16 protein-coding genes and 3 tRNA genes are annotated in these 21433 nt (G+C 60.7%); 10 read left to right on the forward strand and 9 right to left on the reverse strand.

Features of this window, described 5'->3' with window-relative positions; all coding sequences use genetic code 11:
- The first annotated feature begins 226 nt into the window (after nt 1–226).
- A complete protein-coding gene (gene amiC, locus L085_RS09020) occupies nt 227–1480 on the forward strand; it encodes an N-acetylmuramoyl-L-alanine amidase AmiC (RefSeq protein WP_004931882.1) in 1254 nt (417 codons plus the stop codon).
- A gap of 90 nt (nt 1481–1570) precedes the next feature.
- Here amiC and L085_RS09025 read toward each other — a convergent pair.
- The 3 genes from L085_RS09025 to L085_RS09035 all read right to left on the reverse strand — a co-directional run bounded on the left by L085_RS09025 (nt 1571) and on the right by L085_RS09035 (nt 1924).
- Nucleotides 1571–1647, reverse strand: a tRNA-Met gene (locus L085_RS09025).
- Between the two features lie 65 nt (nt 1648–1712).
- Nucleotides 1713–1789, reverse strand: a tRNA-Met gene (locus L085_RS09030).
- A 58-nt stretch (nt 1790–1847) separates the two neighbouring features.
- Nucleotides 1848–1924 (reverse strand) — tRNA-Met (locus L085_RS09035).
- 216 nt (nt 1925–2140) lie between these two features.
- Between L085_RS09035 and mltA the strand changes: the two genes are divergently transcribed.
- Nucleotides 2141–3277, forward strand: a complete 1137-nt coding sequence (gene mltA, locus L085_RS09040) for a murein transglycosylase A (RefSeq protein WP_004931884.1) — start codon at nt 2141–2143, stop codon at nt 3275–3277.
- An 84-nt stretch (nt 3278–3361) separates the two neighbouring features.
- The gene (gene tcdA, locus L085_RS09045; RefSeq protein ID WP_004931886.1) at nt 3362–4168 is read left to right on the forward strand and encodes a tRNA cyclic N6-threonylcarbamoyladenosine(37) synthase TcdA; all 807 of its coding nucleotides are present in this window, start codon (nt 3362–3364) and stop codon (nt 4166–4168) included.
- Here the strand turns inward: tcdA and csdE are convergent.
- Nucleotides 4159–4593, reverse strand: coding sequence for a cysteine desulfurase sulfur acceptor subunit CsdE (gene csdE, locus L085_RS09050; RefSeq protein WP_044030600.1), 435 nt, complete (start codon nt 4591–4593; stop codon nt 4159–4161). The genes tcdA and csdE overlap by 10 nt on opposite strands.
- Before the next feature lie 19 nt (nt 4594–4612).
- The gene (gene csdA, locus L085_RS09055) at nt 4613–5818 is read right to left on the reverse strand and encodes a cysteine desulfurase CsdA (protein WP_044030601.1); all 1206 of its coding nucleotides are present in this window, start codon (nt 5816–5818) and stop codon (nt 4613–4615) included.
- A 196-nt stretch (nt 5819–6014) separates the two neighbouring features.
- On the opposite strand from csdA, the gene L085_RS09060 reads away from it, so the two are divergent.
- From L085_RS09060 to rlmM, 4 genes are all read left to right on the forward strand, one after another.
- Nucleotides 6015–6239: a YgdI/YgdR family lipoprotein gene (locus L085_RS09060; RefSeq protein WP_025304050.1), complete on the forward strand. Its 225-nt coding sequence runs from the start codon at nt 6015–6017 to the stop codon at nt 6237–6239.
- A 384-nt stretch (nt 6240–6623) separates the two neighbouring features.
- Nucleotides 6624–7541: a transcriptional regulator GcvA gene (locus tag L085_RS09065; RefSeq protein ID WP_004931894.1), complete on the forward strand. Its 918-nt coding sequence runs from the start codon at nt 6624–6626 to the stop codon at nt 7539–7541.
- A gap of 51 nt (nt 7542–7592) precedes the next feature.
- Nucleotides 7593–7988 (forward strand): DUF423 domain-containing protein, encoded by a 396-nt coding sequence (locus tag L085_RS09070; RefSeq protein ID WP_004931896.1) that lies wholly within the window; start codon nt 7593–7595, stop codon nt 7986–7988.
- A complete protein-coding gene (gene rlmM / locus L085_RS09075; RefSeq protein ID WP_044030602.1) occupies nt 7981–9084 on the forward strand; it encodes a 23S rRNA (cytidine(2498)-2'-O)-methyltransferase RlmM in 1104 nt (367 codons plus the stop codon). The genes L085_RS09070 and rlmM overlap by 8 nt, the downstream gene beginning before the upstream one ends.
- A 40-nt stretch (nt 9085–9124) precedes the next feature.
- Here the strand turns inward: rlmM and xni are convergent, their stop codons facing one another.
- The 3 genes from xni to queF all read right to left on the reverse strand — a co-directional run bounded on the left by xni (nt 9125) and on the right by queF (nt 12340).
- Nucleotides 9125–9883 (reverse strand): flap endonuclease Xni, encoded by a 759-nt coding sequence (gene xni / locus L085_RS09080; RefSeq protein WP_044030603.1) that lies wholly within the window; start codon nt 9881–9883, stop codon nt 9125–9127.
- A 54-nt stretch (nt 9884–9937) separates the two neighbouring features.
- Nucleotides 9938–11302, reverse strand: a complete 1365-nt coding sequence (ppnN, locus tag L085_RS09085) for a nucleotide 5'-monophosphate nucleosidase PpnN (protein WP_021505658.1) — start codon at nt 11300–11302, stop codon at nt 9938–9940.
- Between the two features lie 192 nt (nt 11303–11494).
- Nucleotides 11495–12340 carry an NADPH-dependent 7-cyano-7-deazaguanine reductase QueF gene (gene queF / locus L085_RS09090; protein WP_004931905.1) on the reverse strand — a complete coding sequence of 282 codons (846 nt, stop codon included), beginning with the start codon at nt 12338–12340 and terminating at the stop codon, nt 11495–11497.
- A gap of 63 nt (nt 12341–12403) precedes the next feature.
- Between queF and syd the strand changes: the two genes are divergently transcribed.
- Nucleotides 12404–12952, forward strand: coding sequence for a SecY-interacting protein (syd, locus tag L085_RS09095; RefSeq protein ID WP_004931906.1), 549 nt, complete (start codon nt 12404–12406; stop codon nt 12950–12952).
- Nucleotides 12953–13561: 609 nt separating this feature from the next.
- Here syd and L085_RS09100 read toward each other — a convergent pair.
- On the reverse strand, nt 13562–14752 hold the full coding sequence (locus L085_RS09100; RefSeq protein WP_021505656.1) for an MFS transporter: 1191 nt from the start codon (nt 14750–14752) through the stop codon (nt 13562–13564).
- A 225-nt stretch (nt 14753–14977) separates the two neighbouring features.
- Here L085_RS09100 and L085_RS09105 point away from each other — a divergent pair, with 225 nt between their 5' ends.
- Complete coding sequence (locus L085_RS09105; protein WP_044031989.1) at nt 14978–15304, forward strand: YqcC family protein; 327 nt, start codon at nt 14978–14980, stop codon at nt 15302–15304.
- Nucleotides 15305–15450: 146 nt separating this feature from the next.
- Entirely contained in the window at nt 15451–21426 is a 5976-nt protein-coding gene (locus L085_RS09110) for an alpha-2-macroglobulin (protein ID WP_044030604.1), read from the forward strand.
- Nucleotides 21427–21433: the final 7 nt, after the last annotated feature.

Below are 21433 nucleotides of genomic sequence, written 5' to 3' on the forward strand. Positions count from 1 at the left end.
TGCATATTTATACGATATTTTTGTATTTTTATTCTTTTATTGCGCCGATGGCAAGTGGGAAATCGTCATGAAGCGTGCGCTAAGGGCGCTAAATCGTTAATAAATTGAAAAACCATAAAAAGATTTTCTGATGACAGGGCTGGAATGATTGGTTAAAGTTTTCGGCATCCCCATTTCATTGGTGTTTTTTTCATCTGTTGTAAACAGCTATTACTGCCGGAGCCGCATGCCAAACGCTAATCACAATCTGGGCCGCCGTCGTTTATTACAGGGCGTTGCCGCCAGCTGGTTGCTGAGTGTGAGTCGTACGGGCTTCGCCGCATCATCGCACGTGATCGCCGTGCGCGTCTGGCCATCCTCCACCTATACCCGCGTCACGCTGGAATCCAACGTCGAGCTGAAATACAAGCAGTTCGCCCTGACCAATCCCGATCGCGTGGTGGTGGATATCGAAGGCGTTCACCTCAACAGCGTGCTGAAGGGCATCGCCGGGCAGGTGCGCGCCGACGATCCTTATCTCAAGCAGGCGCGCGTCGGCCAGTTCGATCAGAATACCGTGCGGCTGGTGCTGGAGCTCAAACAAAGCGTCAGCCCGCATATTTTCACGCTGGCGCCGGTGCCGGAGTATCGCAACCGTCTGGTGATGGATCTCTATCCGACCAAGGGCGGCAGCGGCGGCGAGGAATATGATCCGCTACTGGCGTTACTGGAAGATTACAACAAGGGCGATCTGGAGCGCACGCTGCCGCCGGAAGCGCCGCAGGCCGGCAAAGCGGGGCGCGATCGGCCGATCGTCATCATGCTGGATCCTGGCCACGGCGGCGAAGATCCCGGTGCGATCGGCAAGTACAAGACGCGCGAGAAAGACATCGTACTGCAGATTGCCCGCAAGCTGAGCGCCATGATCAAGCGCGAGCCGAACATGAAAGTGTTCATGACGCGTAATGAGGACGTGTTTATTCCGCTCAAGGTGCGCGTCGCCAAGGCGCGCAAGCAGCGCGCCGATCTGTTCGTTTCGATTCATGCCGACGCCTTCACCAGCCGCGCTGCGCGCGGGTCATCGGTGTTCGCATTGTCCACCAAAGGCGCCACCAGCTCGGCGGCCAAGTTCCTGGCGCAGACGCAGAATGCCTCGGACCAAATCGGCGGCGTCAGCAAGAGCGGCGACCGCTATCTCGACCACACCATGTTCGATCTGATCCAGACCGCGACCATCAACGACAGCCTGAAATTCGGCAAGGAAGTGTTGAACCGGATGGGCAAAATCAACCGGTTGCACAAGAATCGCGTCGATCAGGCCGGTTTTGCAGTGTTGAAGGCGCCGGATATCCCGTCGATCCTGGTGGAAACGGCGTTTATCAGCAACATCGAAGAGGAGCGCAAGCTGCGCACCAGCCACTTCCAGCAGCAGGTGGCGGAGTCGATTCTGGCGGGCATCAAGGCTTATTTCGCCAACGGCGGCGCGCTGGCGAGTCGATAACGGCAGGGCCGGGCGGGAGTCCGGCTATTTTCGCGGATTGCAGATACAAAAAAACACCCGTCAGGGTGCTTATCTGTTGTCATCAAGAGTTGGTTGCGGGGGCCGGATTTGAACCGACGACCTTCGGGTTATGAGCCCGACGAGCTACCAGGCTGCTCCACCCCGCGTCCGTCTTGATGCGGTATTACGACGAAACCACCGTTCATGTTATGCCGCTGGTACGACATTCGGTTGGTTGCGGGGGCCGGATTTGAACCGACGACCTTCGGGTTATGAGCCCGACGAGCTACCAGGCTGCTCCACCCCGCGTCCGTGTAATACTTTGTTATCGAAACCAAAAGAAAAATACCGCCAATGCGGCATCGGTTGGTTGCGGGGGCCGGATTTGAACCGACGACCTTCGGGTTATGAGCCCGACGAGCTACCAGGCTGCTCCACCCCGCGTCCGATGGATGCGCACTATACTCTCCATGCGTTTTGTTGCAAACCCTTTTTGCATTTTATTGCCCTAAACCCGTTTTTCTGCTGAATTTGCCCGCAATTTGCCTTCTTTTTCATCACCATCCTCCGTGCGGCTTTTTTTATTTGCAGCGATTCCTTTATCAATGAGCGTTTGTTATCGTTCAGCCGGTAGATCATATCAGTTTGAGAGTGTGCGCGATGAAAGGACGTTGGGGCAAATACCTGCTGGGCGGGTTGATGGTGGCGGTGTTGGCGGGCTGTTCGTCCAAGCCGACCGATCGGGGTCAGCAATATAAGGACGGCCGTCTGGATCAATCGCTGGAGCTGGTCAATCAGCCCAACGCCAAAGGTTCGCCGGTCAACGCCAAGGATTACTCGGATCAGCTGATGGAGATCAAGTACGCGTCGCCTTCGCTGTTTAACCGCAACAACAGCACCTATCAGGCGGTGCAAAGCTGGATGGCGTCCGGCGCCGACACGCGCATGCTGAGCCAGTACGGCCTCAGCGCTTACCAGATGGAAGGCGTCGACAATTACGGCAACGTGCAGTTTACCGGCTACTATACGCCGGTGGTGCAGGCGCGCTATACCCAACAGGGCGAGTTCCGCTATCCGCTGTACCGCATGCCGCCGAAGGGCAGGGGCCGCTTGCCGGATCGCGCGGGCATCTACTCCGGCGCGCTCGACGATCGCTATATCATCGCTTACACCAACTCGCTGATGGACAACTTCATGATGGAAGTCCAGGGCAGCGGTTATGTCGACTACGGCAACGGCCAGCCGCTGGTGTTCTTCGGCTACGGCGGCAAGAACGGCCACGCCTATCGCAGCATCGGCAAGGTGCTGATCGATCGCGGCGAAGTGGCCAAGGCGGACATGTCGATGCAGGCGATCCGTCAGTGGGCGGATACCCACAGCGCCGCAGAGGTGCGTGAGCTGCTGGAGCAGAACCCGTCGTTCGTGTTCTTCCGCCCGGAAGCTTTTGCGCCGGTGAAAGGCGCCAGTGCGGTGCCGCTGATTGCCAAAGCCTCGGTGGCTTCCGACCGTTCGCTGATCCCGGCGGGCACCACGCTGCTGGCCGAAGTGCCGCTGCTGGACAACAAGGGTAAATTCACGGGAAAATACGAGATGCGTCTGATGGTCGCGCTCGACGTGGGCGGCGCCATCAAGGGCCAGCATTTTGACATGTATCAGGGCATCGGGCCGGAAGCCGGCCACTCGGCGGGGTACTACAACCACTACGGCCGCGTCTGGGTGCTGAAGAACAACGGCGGTGGCCAGCTGTTCAGCGCCAATCAGTCAAACGGCGGCGGTTCGTTGTTGGCCACCCGGTAAACGCGCGCGGTGTGAAAAGATTGACCCGCAAGGGCCGGATTTTCCGGCCCTTATCATTTGCATTACGAAGGTAATTAAAGCGTTATGAGCACAGCTTATTCGGAAGCCTATCTGCAGCGTTTCGGCGGCACGGCGCGGTTGTACGGCCAGCAGGCGCTGGCGGTGTTCGCGCAGGCACACGTCTGCGTGATCGGCATCGGCGGCGTGGGTTCCTGGGCGGCTGAGGCGCTGGCGCGCACCGGCATCGGCGCCATCACCCTGATCGACATGGATGATGTCTGCGTCACCAATACCAATCGTCAAATCCACGCATTGCGTCAGCATGTCGGGCAATCGAAAACCGAGGTAATGGCGGAGCGTATCCTGGCGATTAACCCGGAATGCCGGGTGACCTGCATCGATGATTTCATTACCCCGGACAACGTCGCCGAGCTGCTGGACCATAACTTCAGCTATGTCATCGACGCCATCGACAGCGTGCGGCCGAAGGCGGCGCTGCTGTCCTACTGCCGCCGTTTCAAGATCCCTGTGGTGACTACCGGCGGCGCCGGCGGGCAAATAGACCCGACTAAAATCGAAGTGGCCGATCTGGCGAAGACCATTCAGGATCCGCTGGCCGCCAAACTGCGCGAGCGGCTGAAGCACGATTTCAACGTGGTGAAAAACGGCAAGGGCAAGCTGGGCATCGACTGTGTCTTCTCCAGCGAGCCGCTGGTTTATCCGCAGCCGGACGGCTCGGTATGCGCTTCGCGCAGCACGGCGGAAGGGCCGAAAAGAATGGATTGCAGCGCAGGTTTCGGCGCGGCGACCATGGTCACCGCCACCTTCGGCTTCGTCGCCGTGTCGCACGCGCTGAAAAAGATGGTGGCGAAGGCGGCGCGTCAGGCGTAACGGGCGGCGATCGCCTTTACGGCGGCGGCCAACGCCGCCAGGCCGCTGGCGCGGGTGGCGCTCAGCTGCGCGCGCAATGCCAGGCGGTCGAACAGCGCCAGCGGATCCATTGCGGCGATCTGCGGCGGCGTTTTCCCTTCCACTTCGGTCAGCAGCACCGCCAGCAGGCCGCGCACGATGCGGCCTTCGCTGTCGCCATAGAAGTGCAGCGTGCCGTCTTCCAGCAACTGGTGCCCCAGCCAGACGCGGTTTTCACAACCGCTCAATGCCATTTCTTCACTGCGCAAGGCTTCCGGCAGCGGCGGCAGCCGTTTTGCGAGCATAATCAGCTGGCGGTAGCGGTCTTCCCACTGTTTCAGCGCGCTGAAGGTGGCGATCAACGCGTCGGCGGTGACCTCTCGGCCAAAAGGATGGGGGGCGAGCATAGCGTCTCCGGGAGTCAAGTCAGTCGGCCAGCAGATCGAGGGCGTGAGTTAACGCGCTGACCAGCGTATCGACGTCCTGTTGAGTATTGTAGGGAGCGAACGACGCGCGCAGCGTGCCGCTGACGCCTAACGCCGCCATCAGCGGCTGCGCACAGTGCTGGCCGGCGCGCAGCGCAATGCCTTGCTCCGCCAGCAGCGTGATGATGTCGCTGTGGTGTACGCCGGAGATATCGAACGCCAGCAGGCTGGAACCGGAACTGCGGAAGCTGCGAAAGCCCGGCAGCTGCGCCAACCGCTGTTCCGCCCGGTCCGCCAGCTCGCGGCTGTAGCGCTCCGCCGCCGCCATATCCTGTTCGCTGAGCCAGGTGAGCGCAGCGGCCAATCCCAGCACGCCGGCGATGTTTGGCGTGCCGGCCTCGAAGCAGTGCGGCGGCTTTTGCGGGGTAAAGCCGTCGAACGACGCCTGGATCAGCATCTTTCCCCCTCCTTGCCACGGCGCCATCTGCGCCAGCAGCTCGGCTTTGCCGTACAGCGCGCCGATGCCGGTCGGGCCATACAGCTTGTGGCCGGAGAAGGCGTAAAAATCGATGTCGAGCCGCTGTACGTCGGCCGGGTCGTGCACCACGCCCTGGGCGCCGTCGATCATTACGCGCGCGCCGGCGGCATGGGCCAGCGCGATAGCCGGCGCCAGATCCGGGCAGCCGCCGGTGACGTTGGACATTTGCCCCAGCGCCAACAGGCGGGTTTTGTCATTGAGCAGGGCGGGCAGCTGCGCCAGGTCCGGCAACCGATCGGCGCCGATCGGCAGTTTCACCACCCGCGCGCCGGTTTGCTCCGCCACCATCAGCCAGGGGATCAGGTTGGCATGGTGTTCCGCTTCGCTCACCAGAATTTCATCATCTGGCTGCAGACGCGGGCGCAGGTAGCTCTGTGCCACCAGGTTGATCGCCTCGGTGGTGCCGCGCGTCCAGACGATGTCGTCGGCCGACGGCGCATGGATCAGTTGCGCGACCTGGCCGCGCGCCTGCTCGAAACGGGCGGTCAGATCCTGCGCCGCCCGATGCTGGCTGCGGTGCACGGTGGCGGCGTCGTCGCGATAAAACTGCTGCGTGGCGTCGATCACCGCCTGCGGTTTCAACGCGGTGGCGGCGCTGTCCAGATAGATGCCGTCCTGCGCGAGCGCGGGAAACTGTTGGCGAAAAAGGCTGGGGTTAAAAGGCGTCATACCCTGATTGTCACTGGCTTGAGTCGATGGGTGATCCTGTCCTATTTTGCCGCCGGAGACAAGCGTTCGCGCCGATTAGGACTTATCGCCTGGCAAAATTGGGAAAGTTTGTTATGCTATTAAACGTGCGCTTATTAATCGCATCTATACACATAAAAGGTATTTATCAGCATTTAAAACTACAAAGGAGTCCTCAATGAAGAAAACAGCCGCAGTTCTCTCTGCCCTGATGCTTACGTTCACCCTGGCCGCCTGTTCCAGCAACTACGTGATGCATACCAATGACGGACGCACCATTGTCGCTGACGGTAAGCCTAAAGTGGACAACGACACCGGCATGATCAGCTATAAAGACGCCAACGGCGTCGAGCAACAGATCAACCGCGCCGATGTGAAAGAGATGGTTGAAAGCAACCAGTAATCGTCAGGCAAAAAAAAGCACCGCAAGTTTTGCGGTGCTGCATAAAATCACTATGGACAGACAGGGTAAATGTACAGGAAGTGAAAAAACAGTAGCCTAGCTACCATGTCCGGAATCGCCGGACAATTTGCAAACACAACATCACAACCACAAGCCAAAAGTTCATCGGCGTCCTCGACACCCACTCCCTTTTCGTTCCGGCCCGGGAAGTGCCGCCACTATAGGTATTTGCTGGCGCATCCTCAACGGACAAATTATAATGGCTCGGATAAAAAAACTAATGGCAATACGCCGTTAGCGTTTACCGATGGCTTGCCACGCAAAGCCGCCCGATTTTCGGCGCCGAATCATTCGGATTAATGTTACACAAAAGTAGCTAATTTAATGTCTAAACGCTTACCTCCCCTCAATGCGCTGCGCGTGTTCGATGCGGCCGCTCGCCACCTGAGTTTCACCAAGGCGGCGGAAGAGCTGTTCGTGACCCAGGCCGCGGTGAGCCACCAGATCAAGTCGCTGGAGGACTTCCTCGGGCTGAAGCTGTTTCGTCGGCGCAACCGCTCGCTGCTGCTGACCGAAGAGGGGCAAAGTTACTACCTCGATATCAAGGAGATCTTCTCTTCGATCAACGAGGCGACGCGCAAGCTGCAGGCGCGCAGCGCCAAGGGGGCATTGACCGTCAGTCTGCCGCCGAGCTTCGCCATTCAGTGGCTGGTGCCGCGCCTGTCCGGCTTTAACTCAGCTTATCCGGGGATCGATGTGCGCATCCAGGCGGTGGACCGCGAAGAAGACAAGCTGGCGGACGACGTCGATGTGGCGATTTTCTACGGCCGCGGCAATTGGCCGGGGCTGCGCGCCGAGCGCCTGTATGCGGAATATCTGCTGCCGGTTTGTTCGCCGAGCCTGCTGACCGGCGATCATCCGCTGAAAACCGCAGACGATCTGGCTTATCATACGTTGCTGCATGACGTTTCACGCCGTGACTGGCTGGCCTATACGCGCCAGCTGGGGTTGCAACACATCAATGTGCAGCAGGGGCCGATCTTCAGCCACAGCGCCATGGTGGTGCAGGCGGCGGTGCACGGCCAGGGCGTGGCGCTGGTGAATAACGTGATGGCGCAAACCGAGATCGAAGCCGGTCGTCTGGTGTGCCCGTTCAACGATGTGTTGGTCAGTAAAAATGCTTTTTATCTGGTATGTCATGACAGCCAGGCAGAACTGGGTAAAATAGCCGCCTTCCGGCAGTGGATCCTGGCGCGTGCCGCCAGCGAACAAGAGAAGTTCCGCTTCCGCTACGAACAATAAGGCCGGCCGCCGCCTTGCCGCGGCCGGTGATTTTTAATGGGATAGATCACGATGAGCAGCCGTTCCATGCTGGTTTTCGCCGCTATCAGCGGCTTTGTGTTTGTCGCGTTGGGCGCATTCGGCGCGCATGTGTTAAGCGGCACGCTGGGCGCCAACGAAATGGCCTGGATCCGCACCGGGCTGGAGTATCAGGGGTTCCATACCCTGGCCATCCTGGCGCTGGCGGTCGCGATGCAGCGCCGCGTGAGCCTGTGGTTTTACTGGAGCGGAGCGCTGTTGGCGTTCGGCACCGTGTTGTTCAGCGGCAGCCTCTATTGCCTGGCGCTGTCGCACCTGAAGGTCTGGGTATATATCACGCCGGTTGGCGGCGTGTGCTTCTTGATCGGCTGGATATTGATGTTGATTGGCGCTTTGCGTCTGAGGAAAAAGGCCGAGCGCCATGAATAAGATTGCGTTGTACTGCCGCCCCGGCTTCGAAAAAGAGTGTGCGGCGGAGATCACCGATAAAGCCGCCCAGCTGGAGATTTACGGCTTTGCGCGGGTAAAAGAGCACAGCGGTTACGTGTTGTTCGAATGCTATCAGCCGGACGATGCCGACCGCCTGGCGCGGGAGATTCCGTTCCGCGAACTGATTTTCGCCCGCCAGATGATCGTGGTGGGGGAGCTGCTGCGCGATCTGCCGCAGGAAGATCGGGTATCGCCGATCGTCGGCATGCTGATCGGCGTGGTCGATCGCGGCGGCGAGCTGCGGGTGGAAGTGCCGGACACCAACGAAAGCAAAGAGCTGATGAAATTCTGCCGCAAGCTGACGGTGCCGCTGCGCGCCGCGATGCGTGAGCAGAAGGTGCTGATGGCGCGGGAGAACCCGACTCGCCCGGTGGTGCACGTGTTCTTCATCGCGCCGGGCTGCTGTTACGTCGGTTACTCCTACAGCAATAACAACTCACCGTTCTATATGGGCATTCCGCGTCTGCGTTTCCCGGCCGATGCGCCGAGCCGTTCGACGCTGAAGCTGGAAGAAGCGTTCCATGTGTTCATCCCCGCCGACGAGTGGGACGAGCGCCTGGCCAGCGGCATGCATGCGGTCGATCTGGGGGCCTGCCCGGGCGGCTGGACCTATCAGCTGGTGAAGCGCAGCATGATGGTGCATTCGGTGGATAATGGCCCGATGGCGCCGAGCCTGATGGAAACCGGCCAGGTAACGCATCACCGCGCCGACGGCTTCAAGTTCGAGCCGAACAGCAGCAAGATCTATTGGTTGGTGTGCGACATGGTGGAAAAACCGGCGAAGGTGACCAGCCTGATGATTCAGTGGCTGGTGAAAGGCTGGTGCCGCGAAGCGATCTTTAACCTCAAACTGCCGATGAAAAAGCGCTACGAGGAAGTGTCGCAAAACCTGATGAGCATCCGCGAAGCGTTGGGCGCCGCCGGCATCAGCGCTGAAGTGCACGCCAAGCAGCTGTATCACGATCGCGAAGAGATCACCGTACACGTGCGCCGCATGTGGTCGGCGGTGCCGGGCCGCCGCGACGAGCGCGATTAACCGCGTGAAGCCTTGATGAAGGGCGCTGCTTGCAGCGCCCTTATTGTATCGGCAGGCGCAGCTGCTGCAGGTTGCCGTCCAGCGACAGATCGGTGCGCAGCGTGGCGACCCGTTTGCTGACGTAGGCCAGCTCGCGGTGCTGCTCCAGCTTACTGCGCCATTTTTCCGGCACCTGCTCCAGGTGCTGATAGATCCCGTCCAGACTGCCCGACTGCTGCAGCAGCAGCACGGCGGTTTTCGGTCCGATGCCGGCCACGCCGGGGATCTTGCTGCTGCCAATTCCCGCCAGCCCCCAATAGTCCGGCAGCTGCTGCGGCTGCACGCCAAACTCCTGTTGCACGAAAGGCATATCCAGCCAGCGTTTCTGGAAGTAATCGCGAATTTGTATGTTCGGCGCCAGCAGTTGGCAATAGCCTTTGTCGGTGGAGACGATGGTCACCTGGTGGCCGCCGCCGGCGACCTTCGCCGCCAGCGTGGCCGCCAGATCGTCCGCCTCATTGCCGGGCGAATGCCAGCTGGCGACGCCCAACTCGGCGAAGGCCTCGCGCAGCTGCGGCATCTCCTGCTGCAGGTTTTCCGGCATCGGCGAGCGCCCGGCCTTGTAGTCCGGCAGAATTTGGTGGCGCCAGCTGTCGCTGCGGTCGTCCTCGTCGAATACCGCCACCGCGTGGGTCGGGCGGCTGTGCTGGAGCAACTGCTGCAGCGCGTGGCGGCAGGCGTTGACGCAAGGGGAGCCCTGCACGGCGTGAATGCGGCGGATGAGGTTCAGGGCGTCGACAATCAGTAGGTGTATCATCATGGGCGGTAAGGTCAGAAAAAACAGGGCGGCCGTTACGCCGCCCGGGATTGAGGATCAGGCGACGATTTCGTAGCAGGGCACATAGGCGCTGCCCGGCAGCTTCATGCGGTGCTGGGCGACAAAGCCCTGCAGCAGGCTATCCATCTGCTTCATCATTTGTGGTTCGCCGTGCAGCTTGTACGGGCCGAACTGCTCAATGGCGTGGATGCCGTTTTCCTTCACGTTGCCGGCCACGATGCCGGAGAAGGCGCGGCGCAGCGCGGCGGCCAATTGCTCCGGCGGCTGGTTCGGATACAGGTTGAGGTTCGCCATGTTCTCGTGGGTCGGCTCGAACGGCAGCTGCAGATCCGGCGCGATGCGGATCGACCAGTTAAAGCTGTAGGCGTCGCCGGTGTTGCGGCGGTTTTCCTTCACCAGCGGCATGGCTTTTTTCATCTGCCGCGCCACTTCCGCCGGATCGTCGATGATGATGGTGTAATGGCGGCGCGCTTCGTCGCCCAGCGTGTTCATGATGAACTCGTCCAGCACGCGGAAGTAGTCGGCGCTCTCTTTCGGCCCGGTCAGGATCAGCGGCAGCACCTGTTCACTGTTCTCCGGGTTCATCAGGATACCCAACAGGTACAGCAGCTCTTCGGCGGTGCCGACGCCGCCCGGGAAGATAATGATGCCATGCGCGATGCGCACGAAGGCTTCCAGGCGTTTTTCGATGTCCGGCATGATCACCAGCTCGTTCACCAGCGGGTTAGGCGGCTCGGCGGCGATGATCGAAGGCTCGGTCATGCCGATAAAGCGGCTGTTGCGGTAACGCTGCTGCGCGTGACCGACCGCCGCGCCTTTCATCGGCGCTTCCATGGCGCCCGGCCCGCAGCCGGTGCAGATGTTGAGCTCGCGCAGGCCCAGCTGGCTGCCGACCTTGCGCGCGTACAGATATTCGTTCTCGTTGATCGAGTGCCCGCCCCAGCACACCACCATGTTGGGATCTTCATCCAGATGCAGCGTGCGCGCATTGCGCAGGATCGAAAATACCAGGTTGGTGATGTGGGCCGAGTTTTCCAGGTTCAGGTGCTGGAAACGGCCGGCGCTGGCGATTTGGCCGTGCACGAACAGGATGTCGCGCAGCACGGCGAACAGGTTGGCCTGCAGCGAACGGATGATGCGGCCGTCGACGAACGCCTCTTCCGGCGGGTTGACCAGCTCCAGCTTCACCCCGCGCTCGCGGCGCAGCACGTTGATGTCGAAGGTTTCATAGCGCGACAGCAGCTGTTTGCTGTTGTCGGTTTGGCTGCCGGAGTTCAACACGGCCAGCGAACAGTTGCGGAACAGGCGGTACAGGTCGCTGCTGGCGGTGCGCTTCAGCATGTCTACTTCCAGCTGCGACAATAAATCCATAGAGCCAAGCGGGCTGATGTGTGTAATCAAGGTAACTCCTTTGCACCCGGTGCGGGGCGGTAGTAATCCATACGCAGCAAAACAGCATCTCGTTATGGTTGGCGTGCTGCGGCGCAGCGGGCGCTCTGCCCGGCCGCAGCCTCGTTTTAACCTTACCGCCGTCCCTGGGCTTTTACCAACATAAACCGCTCGTTAGCTCAGTTGTTGAGCAATGTTTCGCACTTATTGGCGCGCCAGGCGGCCGTGCGCGGGAGCGAATACGACGTTGCTGCGCCACGGGTTGATGTCCAGCCCGCCGCGGCGGGTGTAGCGGGCGTAAACCGTCAGGCTTTGCGGCCGGCAGTAGCGCATCAGATCGTTGAAGATGCGCTCGACGCACTGCTCGTGGAATTCGTTGTGGTGGCGGAAGGAGACCAGGTAGCGCAGCAGCGCTTCGCGATCGATCTTGCCGCCGCGGTAGCTTATTTGCACCGAGCCCCAGTCCGGTTGATGGGTGATCAGGCAGTTGGACTTCAGCAGGTGGCTGACCAATTGCTCTTCCACCACCTCTTCACCGGCGGCGTTCAGCAGGTAGTCGGCGTTGAACTCATAATTGTCGATGCGGATATCCTGCTGGTCGATGCAGTCGCCGGCCAGACGGGCGATCGGCGTGCCTTCCAGCTGCTCGACGCTGAACAGGGTGACGCTTACCTCGCCCTGGGCACAGGCAGACAGATCGCGCTGCAGGGTGCTGCGCACCGTTTCCCAATCGGCGAACGGGGTTTGGTTGAAGCTGTTGAGATACAGTTTGAAGCTTTTCGATTCGATCAGGTTCAGGCTGTCGGCGTTGAGGCTGATCTCGCCGACCGCCACCTGCGGCAGCCCGTTGGCGTTCAGCCAGGAGAGTTCGTAAAGCGTCCAGATGTCCGCGCCGTGGAAGGGCAGGTTGTCGGGATACAGCCCCAGCGGCTCGCGGTTCATGCTGCGCGGCACCGCCTGCAGCAACGTGGCGTCGTAGCGATCGCGGTAGGCGGTGGGTTTGCCCAGCGTCAGCCCTGACAGGGCCTGGTGGTCTTGATAGGAGGACATCTGCTGTCACCTCGCTCAGAGATAGGTACAATGGCCGTCAGTTTAACGTATGCGAGAAAGAATATGGACCATGATGTATCGCACGCTCTGCGTGAATTCACTCAACGCTATGTCGAGTTGTGGCAGCAAGCGCGCGGCCACGCGCCGGCCAGCCAGGCATTGTACGGCGTGCCGTCGCCCTGCATCGTGGAGAATCGCGAGGACGAGGTGCTGTGGTTGCCGCAGCCTTTCGAGCCGGCGGCGACGCTGGAGAAGGTAGAAGCCGCGCTGGAGCTGCGTTTGCAGCCGGATGCGCACCGTTTTTACACGCAGCAATACGCGGGCGACATGAGCGCGCAATTTGGGGAGCATCGCCTGAGCCTGCTGCAGGTCTGGAGCGAGGAGGATTTTATCCGCCTGCAGGAGAACCTGATCGGTCATCTGGTGACGCAAAAACGTCTCAAGCTGTCGCCAACGCTGTTCCTGGCGACCACCGAATCCGAGATGACGATGGTGTCGCTGTGCAACGTTAGCGGCAACGTGGTGCTGGAACAATTCGGCAGCGATAAGCGCACCTTGTTGGCGGCGACGCTGGGGAATTTCCTCGATGCGCTGCGCCCGGTGCTGGACTGAAGCGCGGCGGATTCGCCGTCGCCCGTGTAAGAGATCTCTCACACGGGGTGTGAGAGATCGCTCTTAATTTTTCCCACCTTTTTCCAGACTATGAGATTATTGTTATCCAGATCAATTGGTTAGAATTTCTTTAGGATAACTCTTAGGCTTAATTTAGTGTGAGACGCCTCTCAAACCCTTGTGATTCCGGGGAATTTAAGCGATCTTATCGTTACCGGAACGGAACCGGCGGAGCAGGAAAGCATCAGGATGATGCAGCTTCAGGACGAAGAAAGGGATGCGCTCAGGCAAGAGCGAAGGATGGCGTCAGGAGATGCCCAGGATGTTTCAGGATAGAAACCAGGGACACCTCCAGGACGGAGATTGAGAGCCGGCACAGGACTGTCGGCGGGTCAGGAAGGCTGAGGAACCGCGTCAGGACGATGCTGCAGGATGATGCAAGGACCACTTGGTCAGGATGGCCGCAGGAAAAGTTTTCAAGGATTGAGCAGGGAGCACACTGTGTAGCGGGATGGCTATAAAACGAACCGGGGGCACTGTTAACGCAGTGCCCCCAACTTTTTGTTCTATCCCGCCGTGCGTGCTTCTCTGCTTAATCCATCGCCAGCGTTAACCAATCGCGCCCAGCGTATCGCCTGCGCCCTGTTTTTTCGGCAGCAGGAACAGCGTGGCGTAGATATCCAGCAGGTAAATCGCCGCCAGCAGGCTGATAGCGGCGGTGAACGACACCTGCGTCACCAGCGCGCCGATAACCAATGGCCCCAGGCCGCCGACACCGCGCCCGAGATTGAACAGGATGTTTTGCGCGGTGGCGCGCGCCTGTACCGGATAAGTATCGGAAATCAACGCGCCGTAGCCGCCTATCATGCCGTTAACGAACATGCCCATCACGGCGCCGGCGAACAACATCAGCATCGGGTCGCTCAACTGGGCGTAGCCGATCACCATCACCACCGCGCCGACCTGATACAGCACGAAAATCTTCCAGCGGGCGAAGCGGTCGGCCAGCACGCCAAACAGCCAGATGCCGAACGTCATGCCCACGACCGTCACCGCCGTCCACAGGCCGGACTTGGTGAGCGAGAAACCAAAGTTTTTCGCCAGGTAAGTCGGCATCCAGATCATCAGCCCGTAGTAACCGAAGTTCTGCACCGAACAGAGAATGAAGATGCCGATGCTGGCCTTGCCGGTGGCGCGATCCTTAAACAGCAGGCGCAAACGCTGCAGGAAGGAAAGCGGCTGCCCGGCGTCTTTCTGCCGCACAAATTCCTCCGGTTCGCCCAGCGTGCGGCGGATCAGGAATGACGCCAGCGCCGGCAGCAGGCCGACCAGGAACATGCCGCGCCAGCCGATGTGTTCCAGCAGCAGCGGCGTCAGGAAAGCGGCCGCCAGCACCCCCAACTGCCAGCCCATGCCGACGTAAGCCGAAGCGCGGTTGCGCTTCTCCGCCGGCCAGGCTTCGGCGATCAGCGCCATGCCGATGCCGAACTCGCCGCCCAGCCCGATGCCCGCCAGGGTGCGATAGGCCAGCAGATCCCAATAGCCTTGCGCCACGGCGCACAGGCCGGTGAACAGGGAAAACATCAGGATGGTGATAGTCAGCACCCGGATGCGGCCGAAACGATCGCTGAGGTGGCCGAAGATCACGCCGCCCAGCACCGCGCCGATCAGCGTCCAGGTGACCAGCGAACCGGCGGCCGATGAGGATAATCCCAATTCGATGCTGATGGCCGGCAGCATAAAGCCGAGGATCAGCAGGTCAAACCCGTCCATGGCATAACCGGTGACCGAGGCCAACATGGCCTTACCGGGCGTCGCGTGGTTTTTTTCTCTGTTATTACGGACATGAATCTTTATCTGTGTGGTGAATTCGGTGGGCCTATTGTGCCGCGCGACGGCGAACGTCACCAGATAAAAACGGCGAGCTGTCTCAGGCGCGCCGAATTTGGGCTATAAAAATGCTATGCTTTGCCGCCTTTCAGCCAGAGCGCTGAATACCATGATGAAAAGAGATCGGGAATGCAGATGAGTATACATAACCAGGTGCGCCGCAGTTTGCAGGCGATTGAACAATCCATGCGCGATCTGGCGCTGTGGCAGGCCGCGCCCCCTGAGCATGAGGCTTTCTCCAGCACCGAGCCGTTCTGCATCGACAGCATGTCGGCCGAAGCCTGGCTGCAGTGGGTGTTCTTGCCGCGCATGTATGCGTTGTTGGACGCCGAGGCGCCGTTGCCGACGCGCTTCGCCATCACGCCTTATTTCGAAGAGACGTTGAAAGATCGTGAACCGAGCAGTCTGCCGCTGTTGGTGCTGCTGCAGCAGCTGGATTTGATGTTGAATAAAGAGCCGTAATGCGCCGGCGGCGCGCAGATTTTTGCCGCCCGGCAGTGTAGAGTACTCGCGCGGATGCCGGGCAGGAGAGCCGACGGCGTCTTTCGGCTCGGTTTAACCGCGGCGGTTGACCGGGAGCTGCATTAGGATGATGAGGTGCTGCAATAATGGATTTATTAAGGTTTATCCTGCGTTTGCCTTTTACCCTGGTTAAGGGCGTTTGTCGCCTGCTGGGCGGGGCGTTGTCGCTGTTGGGGCGGTTGCTGAGACCGCTGGTCGGCAACCTCAGCTGGCGCGCGCCGGCCTGGTGGGCTGCGCTGCCGCGCGGTTTTTTGCGGCTGGAAAGCGGCGTGGATAAACACCCGAAAGCGGTCGGTCTGAGCCTGCTGCTGCTGGCAGGCGTTGCGGGCGGCGCATTTTACGGTTGGCACTGGTGGCAAAACCGGCCCCAACCGATTGAACCGGCGCCGATGGTGGTTCAGGAGATCAACGCCGAGTTGTCCAACCCCGAGCCGATAGACTACGCCGCCGCCCGGCAGGCGCCGCAAACGGTGAGCCTGACCTTCAGCGGCTCGGCTGCGCCGATAACCGCGGCGGGCAAAACCGTGAGCGCCGGCATCACTCTGAAACCGTCGGCGGAAGGGCAGTGGGCATGGAGCAATGAGTCGACACTGGTGTTCACGGCGAAAAAGCCGCTGCCGATGGGCGCGAAATATGAGGTGACCCTTGAACCCGCCACCTTGCTGGCGCCGCAGGTCAAGCTCGCCAAAACCCGTTATGCCTTCACCGTGCCCGCGTTCGATTACCGCCTGGGGCAGGCCGAGTATTACCGCGATCCGCAAAATGCGCAAAAACGCAGCGCGATCTTCAATTTGCAGTTCAACGCGCCGGTTGACGTCGGCAGCTTTGAAAAACAGATTTCGCTGGGATTGAAAGAAGGCAGCGCCACCTCCGAGAAAAAGCTGAACTTCTCTCTGGTCTATGACGAGAAAAAACTGAACGCCTGGGTGCATTCCGAGCCGCTGCAGGCGCTGGATCAGGGCGGCGCGGTACATCTGACCGTCGGCAAGGGCGTTAAATCGACGGCGGCCGGCAACGCGGTCGAAGAGGCGAAAAGCAACTGGGTCAAAGTACCGACGCTGTACAGCCTGGCGCTGAGCGACGCCAGCGCCCAGGTCGTGGATACCGACAGCGGTAAAGGCCAGCGTGCGCTGGTGGTCGGTTTCAGTGATGCGGTGAAGGATGCCGAGCTGGCGCGGGCCGCGAAAGCCTGGCTGCTGCCGCAGCACGATCCGAGCGATGCCGAGGCCGCCAACGATGCCGACGATTTCTATCAATGGACGGTCGACAGCGTCGGTAAAAACGTGCTGGCGCAGGCGACGCCGCTGCCGTTGACGCTTAACGAGGCGGAAGAGGCCTACCAACCGCAGTTCAGCTTCCGTTTCGACGCCCCGGCGCACCGCTTTGTGCTGCTCGAGATCGATAACCAGCTGGTTTCCGCCGGCGGTTACAAAATGCCGAAGAAGGTTTACCGCGTGGTCGAAGTGCCGGAGTTCCCGAAATCGCTGCAGTTCATGTCGCAGGGCTCGCTGCTGTCGGTCAACGGCGACAAGCAGATCAGCGTGGCGGCGCGCAACGTGGCGGGCCTGCGGCTGGACATCAAGCGGGTGATCCCGAGCCAGCTGCAGCATATCGTCTCCTTCAAAAGCCGGGAATACTCCTCCACGGAATTCAACCGGCTCAACGACGAGTATTTCACCGAGCATTTCAAATACCAGACGGCGCTCAACAACGAGCGGCCGGGGGAAGTGAACTATCAGGGCATCGATCTTTCCCGCTATCTCTCCACCAACGCCAGTTCCCATCGCGGGGTGTTCCTGCTGACGCTGTCTGAATGGCAGCCGAATCGAAAACCGGCGGCGGAAGAGGCGGGCGCCGAGCAGGATCAGGAACAGGATGAGAGCGAAGGGGAAGAACAGCCCGACGTCGGCGATTCGCGCTTTGTGGTGGTGACCGATCTGGGCATCGTCGCCAAGAGCTCGCAGGACAAGACGCGCGACGTCTTTGTGCAGTCGATCCAAAGCGGCGCGCCGGTCAGCGGCGCCACCGTGTCGGTGGTGGCCAAAAACGGCGTGACGCTGCTCAGCCAAACCACCGGCGCCGATGGGCACGTGCGTTTCCCGGCGCTGGATGTGTACACCAACGAGCGCCAGCCGGTGATGTTCCTGGTGGAGAAAGAAGGGGATGTCTCCTTCCTGCCGACCGGCAGCTATAACGATCGCGGGCTGGATTTCTCGCGCTTCGACGTTGCCGGTGAACAAACGCCGACCGATCCGCGCACGCTCAGCAGCTACCTGTTCTCCGATCGCGGCGTTTATCGGCCGGGGGATACCTTTAACATCGGCCTGATCACCCGCGCCGCCGACTGGGGCGTTGGCCTGGCCGGCGTGCCGGTGCGCGCCGAAATCCGCGATCCGCGCGATAAGCTGATGTCCACCGTGCCGCTGACGCTGGGCGCCAGCGGTTTCAACGAGCTGAGCTATACCACCGATGAAAATTCGCCTACCGGCGAGTGGAACGTCTATCTGTATCTGATCGGCAAAAATAACGATACCTCCACGCTGCTCGGCCATACCGCAGTCAATGTGAAGGAGTTCGAACCGGATCAGCTGAAAGTGAAGCTGGCGTTGACGCCTGACCGCCAGCAAGGCTGGGTAAAACCGTCCGAGCTGAAGGCCAGCATCGATGTGCAGAACCTGTTCGGCACCCCGGCGCAGGATCGCCGTGTGACCACCATGCTGACGCTGCGGCCAATGTATCCGAGCTTCGATCGCTTCCCGGATTATGCGTTCTACGAAAACCGGCAAAACAGCGACGGGTTCGAGACCGAGCTGGAAGATCGCACCACCGATGAGCACGGCGCGGCCGATATTCCGCTCGATCTGAAATCCTACGCCGACGCCACCTATCAGCTGCAATTGCTGTCGGAGGCGTTCGTCGCTGGCGGCGGGCGCTCGGTGGCGGCTACCGCCCGTACGCTGGTTTCCCCTTACGATTACCTGATTGGGGTGAAGGCCGACGGCGATCTGGGCTACATCAACCGTGACGCGGAGCGGCATCTGAACGTGATCGCCATCGATCCGGCCCTGAAACAGATCGCCATGCCGAACCTGAAGCAGGTGTTGATCGAGCAGAAATACATTTCGGTGCTGACCAAACAGGATTCGGGCGTTTACAAATACCAGTCGAAGATGAAGGAAGTGCAGCTGTCGGAACAGCCGCTGGCGCTGAGCGAGCAGGGCGCGGATCTGCGGCTGGCGACCGATAAGCCGGGCGACTTCGTGCTGGTGATTGAAGATGCGCAGGGCAAGACGCTCAATCGCGTCGCCTACAGCGTGGCCGGCAACGCCAACCTGAGCCGTTCGCTGGATCGCAATGCCGAACTGAAGCTGAAACTCAACCAGGCGGAATACCAGCCGGGTGAGGAGATCGAGGTGGCGATCAACGCGCCTTATACCGGCAGCGGCTTGATCACCATCGAGAAGGACAAGGTTTACGCCTGGCAGTGGTTCCACACCGACACCACCAGCTCGGTGCAGAAGATCCGCGTGCCGGCCGGCATGGAGGGCAACGGCTACATCAACGTGCAGTTCGTGCGCGACATCAACTCCAGCGAGATCTTCATGAGCCCGCTGAGCTACGGCGTGATGCCGTTCAAGATCAGCACCAAGGCGCGCCAAAACAGCCTCGAGGTGACGGCGCCGCAGGTCATCAAGCCGGGTGAAAACCTGACGATGACGGTCAAGACCGATGCGCCGCAGCAGGTGGCGCTGTTCGCCGTCGATGAGGGCATTCTGCAGGTGGCGCGTTACCGCCTGAAGGATCCGCTGGAGTTCTTCTTCAGCAAGCGCGAACTCAACGTGAGCAGCTCGCAGATCCTCGATCTGATCCTTCCGGAATTCAGCAAGCTGATGGCGCTGACCGCGGCGCCGGGCGGCGATGCGGGCGAAGGGCTGGATCTCAACCTCAACCCGTTCAAGCGCAAGCGCGATAAGCCGGTGGCCTATTGGTCCGGCATTACCGAGGTCAGCGGCGAGAAACAGTTCGTCTATCCGGTGCCGGATTACTTCAACGGCAAGATCCGCGTCATGGCGATTTCGGTGACGCCGGAGAAAATCGGCAAGGCGCAAACCGCCGCCACGGTGCGCGACAGCTTCATCATGACGCCGAATGTGCCGGCGATGGTGGCGCCGGGCGATGAGTTCGACGTCAGCGTGGGCGTCAGCAACAATCTTGAAGGGCTGAAAGGCCAGTCGGTCGCCATCAACGTCCTGCTGACGCCGCCGCCGCAGTTGGAGGTGGTGGGCAACGCGACGCAAAGCCTGACGCTGGCGGAAAAACGCGAAGGCGTTATCACCTTCCGCCTGCGCGCCAAAGCCATGCTGGGCGATGCGCCGCTGGTGTTCGACGCCCGTTACGGCGACCAGGCCAGCCGCCGCACCGTCAGCACCTCGGTACGGCCGGCGGCGCCGTACCGCACCCAGTCGGTGATGGGGCGCATGAGCGGCGGCAGCCAGAACGTCGACGGCCTGCGCCAGATGTTCGACGCCTTCGCACAGCGCCGGGCGGCGGTGTCGAATTCGCCGCTGGTGCTGACCAGCGGGCTGGCGCAATACCTGGCGGATTACCCGTATTACTGTTCCGAGCAGATCGTCAGCCGCTCCATTCCGCTGATGCTGCAGAGCCGTCATCCGGAGATGAAAAGCAGCCTGAGCCAGGCGGAAGTCAGCAAGCAGCTGCGCAATCTGCTGGGCGTGCTGCGCGCCCGTCAGAACGACAGCGGGGCGATCGGCGCATGGCGTTCGTCGCCGGATGCCGATCCTTTCGTCACGCCTTATGTGGTGCAATATCTGCTCGAGGCCAAAGCAGCGGGTTACGCCCTGCCGGAAGGCATGCTGGACGAAGCCAACGGCGCGTTGCGTGAGCTGGCGGCCAGCGGATTCGACGATCTGTATCTGCTGCGCCTGCGCAGCTGGGCGGTTTACCTGCTGACGCTGCAGGGCGAAGTGACCACCAACTCGCTGGCGGCGGTGCAGGATACGCTGCAAAAACGCTATGGCGAGGGCTGGAAAACCGATCTGAGCGCACTCTATCTGGCCTCTTCCTATCGCCTGTTGAAGATGGACGACGAAGCCGCCGCGCTGTTGCAACCGAGCTGGCAGCAACTGAGCAAAGCCTATGACAGCGCCTGGTGGACGCAGAACTATTTCGATCCGCTGGTGCAGGATGCGACGCGGCTGTATCTGATTACCCGTCACTTCCCTGAGAAGGTGGCGTCGATCCCGCCGCAGGTGCTGGAGAATATGGTCAAGGCACTGAAAGAAGAGCGTTACACCACCTACTCCTCGGCAATGAGCATTCTGGCGCTGGAAAGCTATTCGGCCCAGGTGGCGGCGCAATCCGCCAATGCGGACGCGTTAGGCATCGTGCAGGTGGGCAAAAGCGGCGGCGACCCGCAGCGCATCAGCGAGCTGCAGGGGCTGTTCGTTCAGGGGCAATTTAACGCCGACGCTACCGCCGTGCGCTTCACCAACGGCGGCAGCGCGCCGGCCTGGTATGTGGTGACGCAGGCCGGTTACGATCTGAATGCGCCGCAAAAAGCGCTGTCGCGCGGGATTGAGATCGTCCGCGATTACACCGACGAACAGGGCAAGCCGGTGACGCAGGTGACGCTGGGGCAGAAGATCAACGTCCATCTGAAGGTGCGCGCCAACTCGAAAGAGGGGCAGAGCAACCTGGCGATCGTCGATCTCCTGCCGGGCGGGTTCGAAGTGGTGCAGCAGACGCCGCCGGAGCCGGCCGACGCCGGTGAAGAGAGCGACGATCGCGGCGGCTGGCAGTCGCCGCTGGCCGCCACCGGCTCCACCTGGGCGCCGGATTACAGCGATATCCGTGAAGATCGGGTGATTATCTACGGCAGCGCCGGCACCGAGGTGCAGGAGTTCGTCTATCAGATCAAGGCCACCAATACCGGCAGCTTTATTATTCCACCGGCCTACGGCGAAGCCATGTATGACCGAGAAGTGCAGGCCATGTCGGCCGGCGGCGGCAAGCTGGTGGTGGTGCCGGCGGGCAACGACTAGGCCGTAT

The organism is Serratia sp. FS14, assembly GCF_000695995.1.
Classification (GTDB): domain Bacteria; phylum Pseudomonadota; class Gammaproteobacteria; order Enterobacterales; family Enterobacteriaceae; genus Serratia; species Serratia nematodiphila.

Bases quoted from the DNA above. Each gene is read 5' to 3' on its own strand.
- rlmM (WP_044030602.1), top strand. From the start codon at position 7,981: ATGAATAAGATTGCGTTGTACTGCCGCCCCGGCTTCGAAAAAGAGTGT.
- L085_RS09100 (WP_021505656.1), bottom strand. From the start codon at position 14,752: ATGTTGGCCTCGGTCACCGGTTATGCCATGGACGGGTTTGACCTGCTG.
- xni (WP_044030603.1), bottom strand. From the start codon at position 9,883: ATGATGATACACCTACTGATTGTCGACGCCCTGAACCTCATCCGCCGC.
- L085_RS09060 (WP_025304050.1), top strand. From the start codon at position 6,015: ATGAAGAAAACAGCCGCAGTTCTCTCTGCCCTGATGCTTACGTTCACC.
- syd (WP_004931906.1), top strand. From the start codon at position 12,404: ATGGACCATGATGTATCGCACGCTCTGCGTGAATTCACTCAACGCTAT.
- amiC (WP_004931882.1), top strand. From the start codon at position 227: ATGCCAAACGCTAATCACAATCTGGGCCGCCGTCGTTTATTACAGGGC.
- tcdA (WP_004931886.1), top strand. From the start codon at position 3,362: ATGAGCACAGCTTATTCGGAAGCCTATCTGCAGCGTTTCGGCGGCACG.
- L085_RS09065 (WP_004931894.1), top strand. From the start codon at position 6,624: ATGTCTAAACGCTTACCTCCCCTCAATGCGCTGCGCGTGTTCGATGCG.
- csdA (WP_044030601.1), bottom strand. From the start codon at position 5,818: ATGACGCCTTTTAACCCCAGCCTTTTTCGCCAACAGTTTCCCGCGCTC.
- csdE (WP_044030600.1), bottom strand. From the start codon at position 4,593: ATGCTCGCCCCCCATCCTTTTGGCCGAGAGGTCACCGCCGACGCGTTG.
- queF (WP_004931905.1), bottom strand. From the start codon at position 12,340: ATGTCCTCCTATCAAGACCACCAGGCCCTGTCAGGGCTGACGCTGGGC.
- L085_RS09070 (WP_004931896.1), top strand. From the start codon at position 7,593: ATGAGCAGCCGTTCCATGCTGGTTTTCGCCGCTATCAGCGGCTTTGTG.
- mltA (WP_004931884.1), top strand. From the start codon at position 2,141: ATGAAAGGACGTTGGGGCAAATACCTGCTGGGCGGGTTGATGGTGGCG.
- L085_RS09105 (WP_044031989.1), top strand. From the start codon at position 14,978: ATGAGTATACATAACCAGGTGCGCCGCAGTTTGCAGGCGATTGAACAA.
- L085_RS09110 (WP_044030604.1), top strand. From the start codon at position 15,451: ATGGATTTATTAAGGTTTATCCTGCGTTTGCCTTTTACCCTGGTTAAG.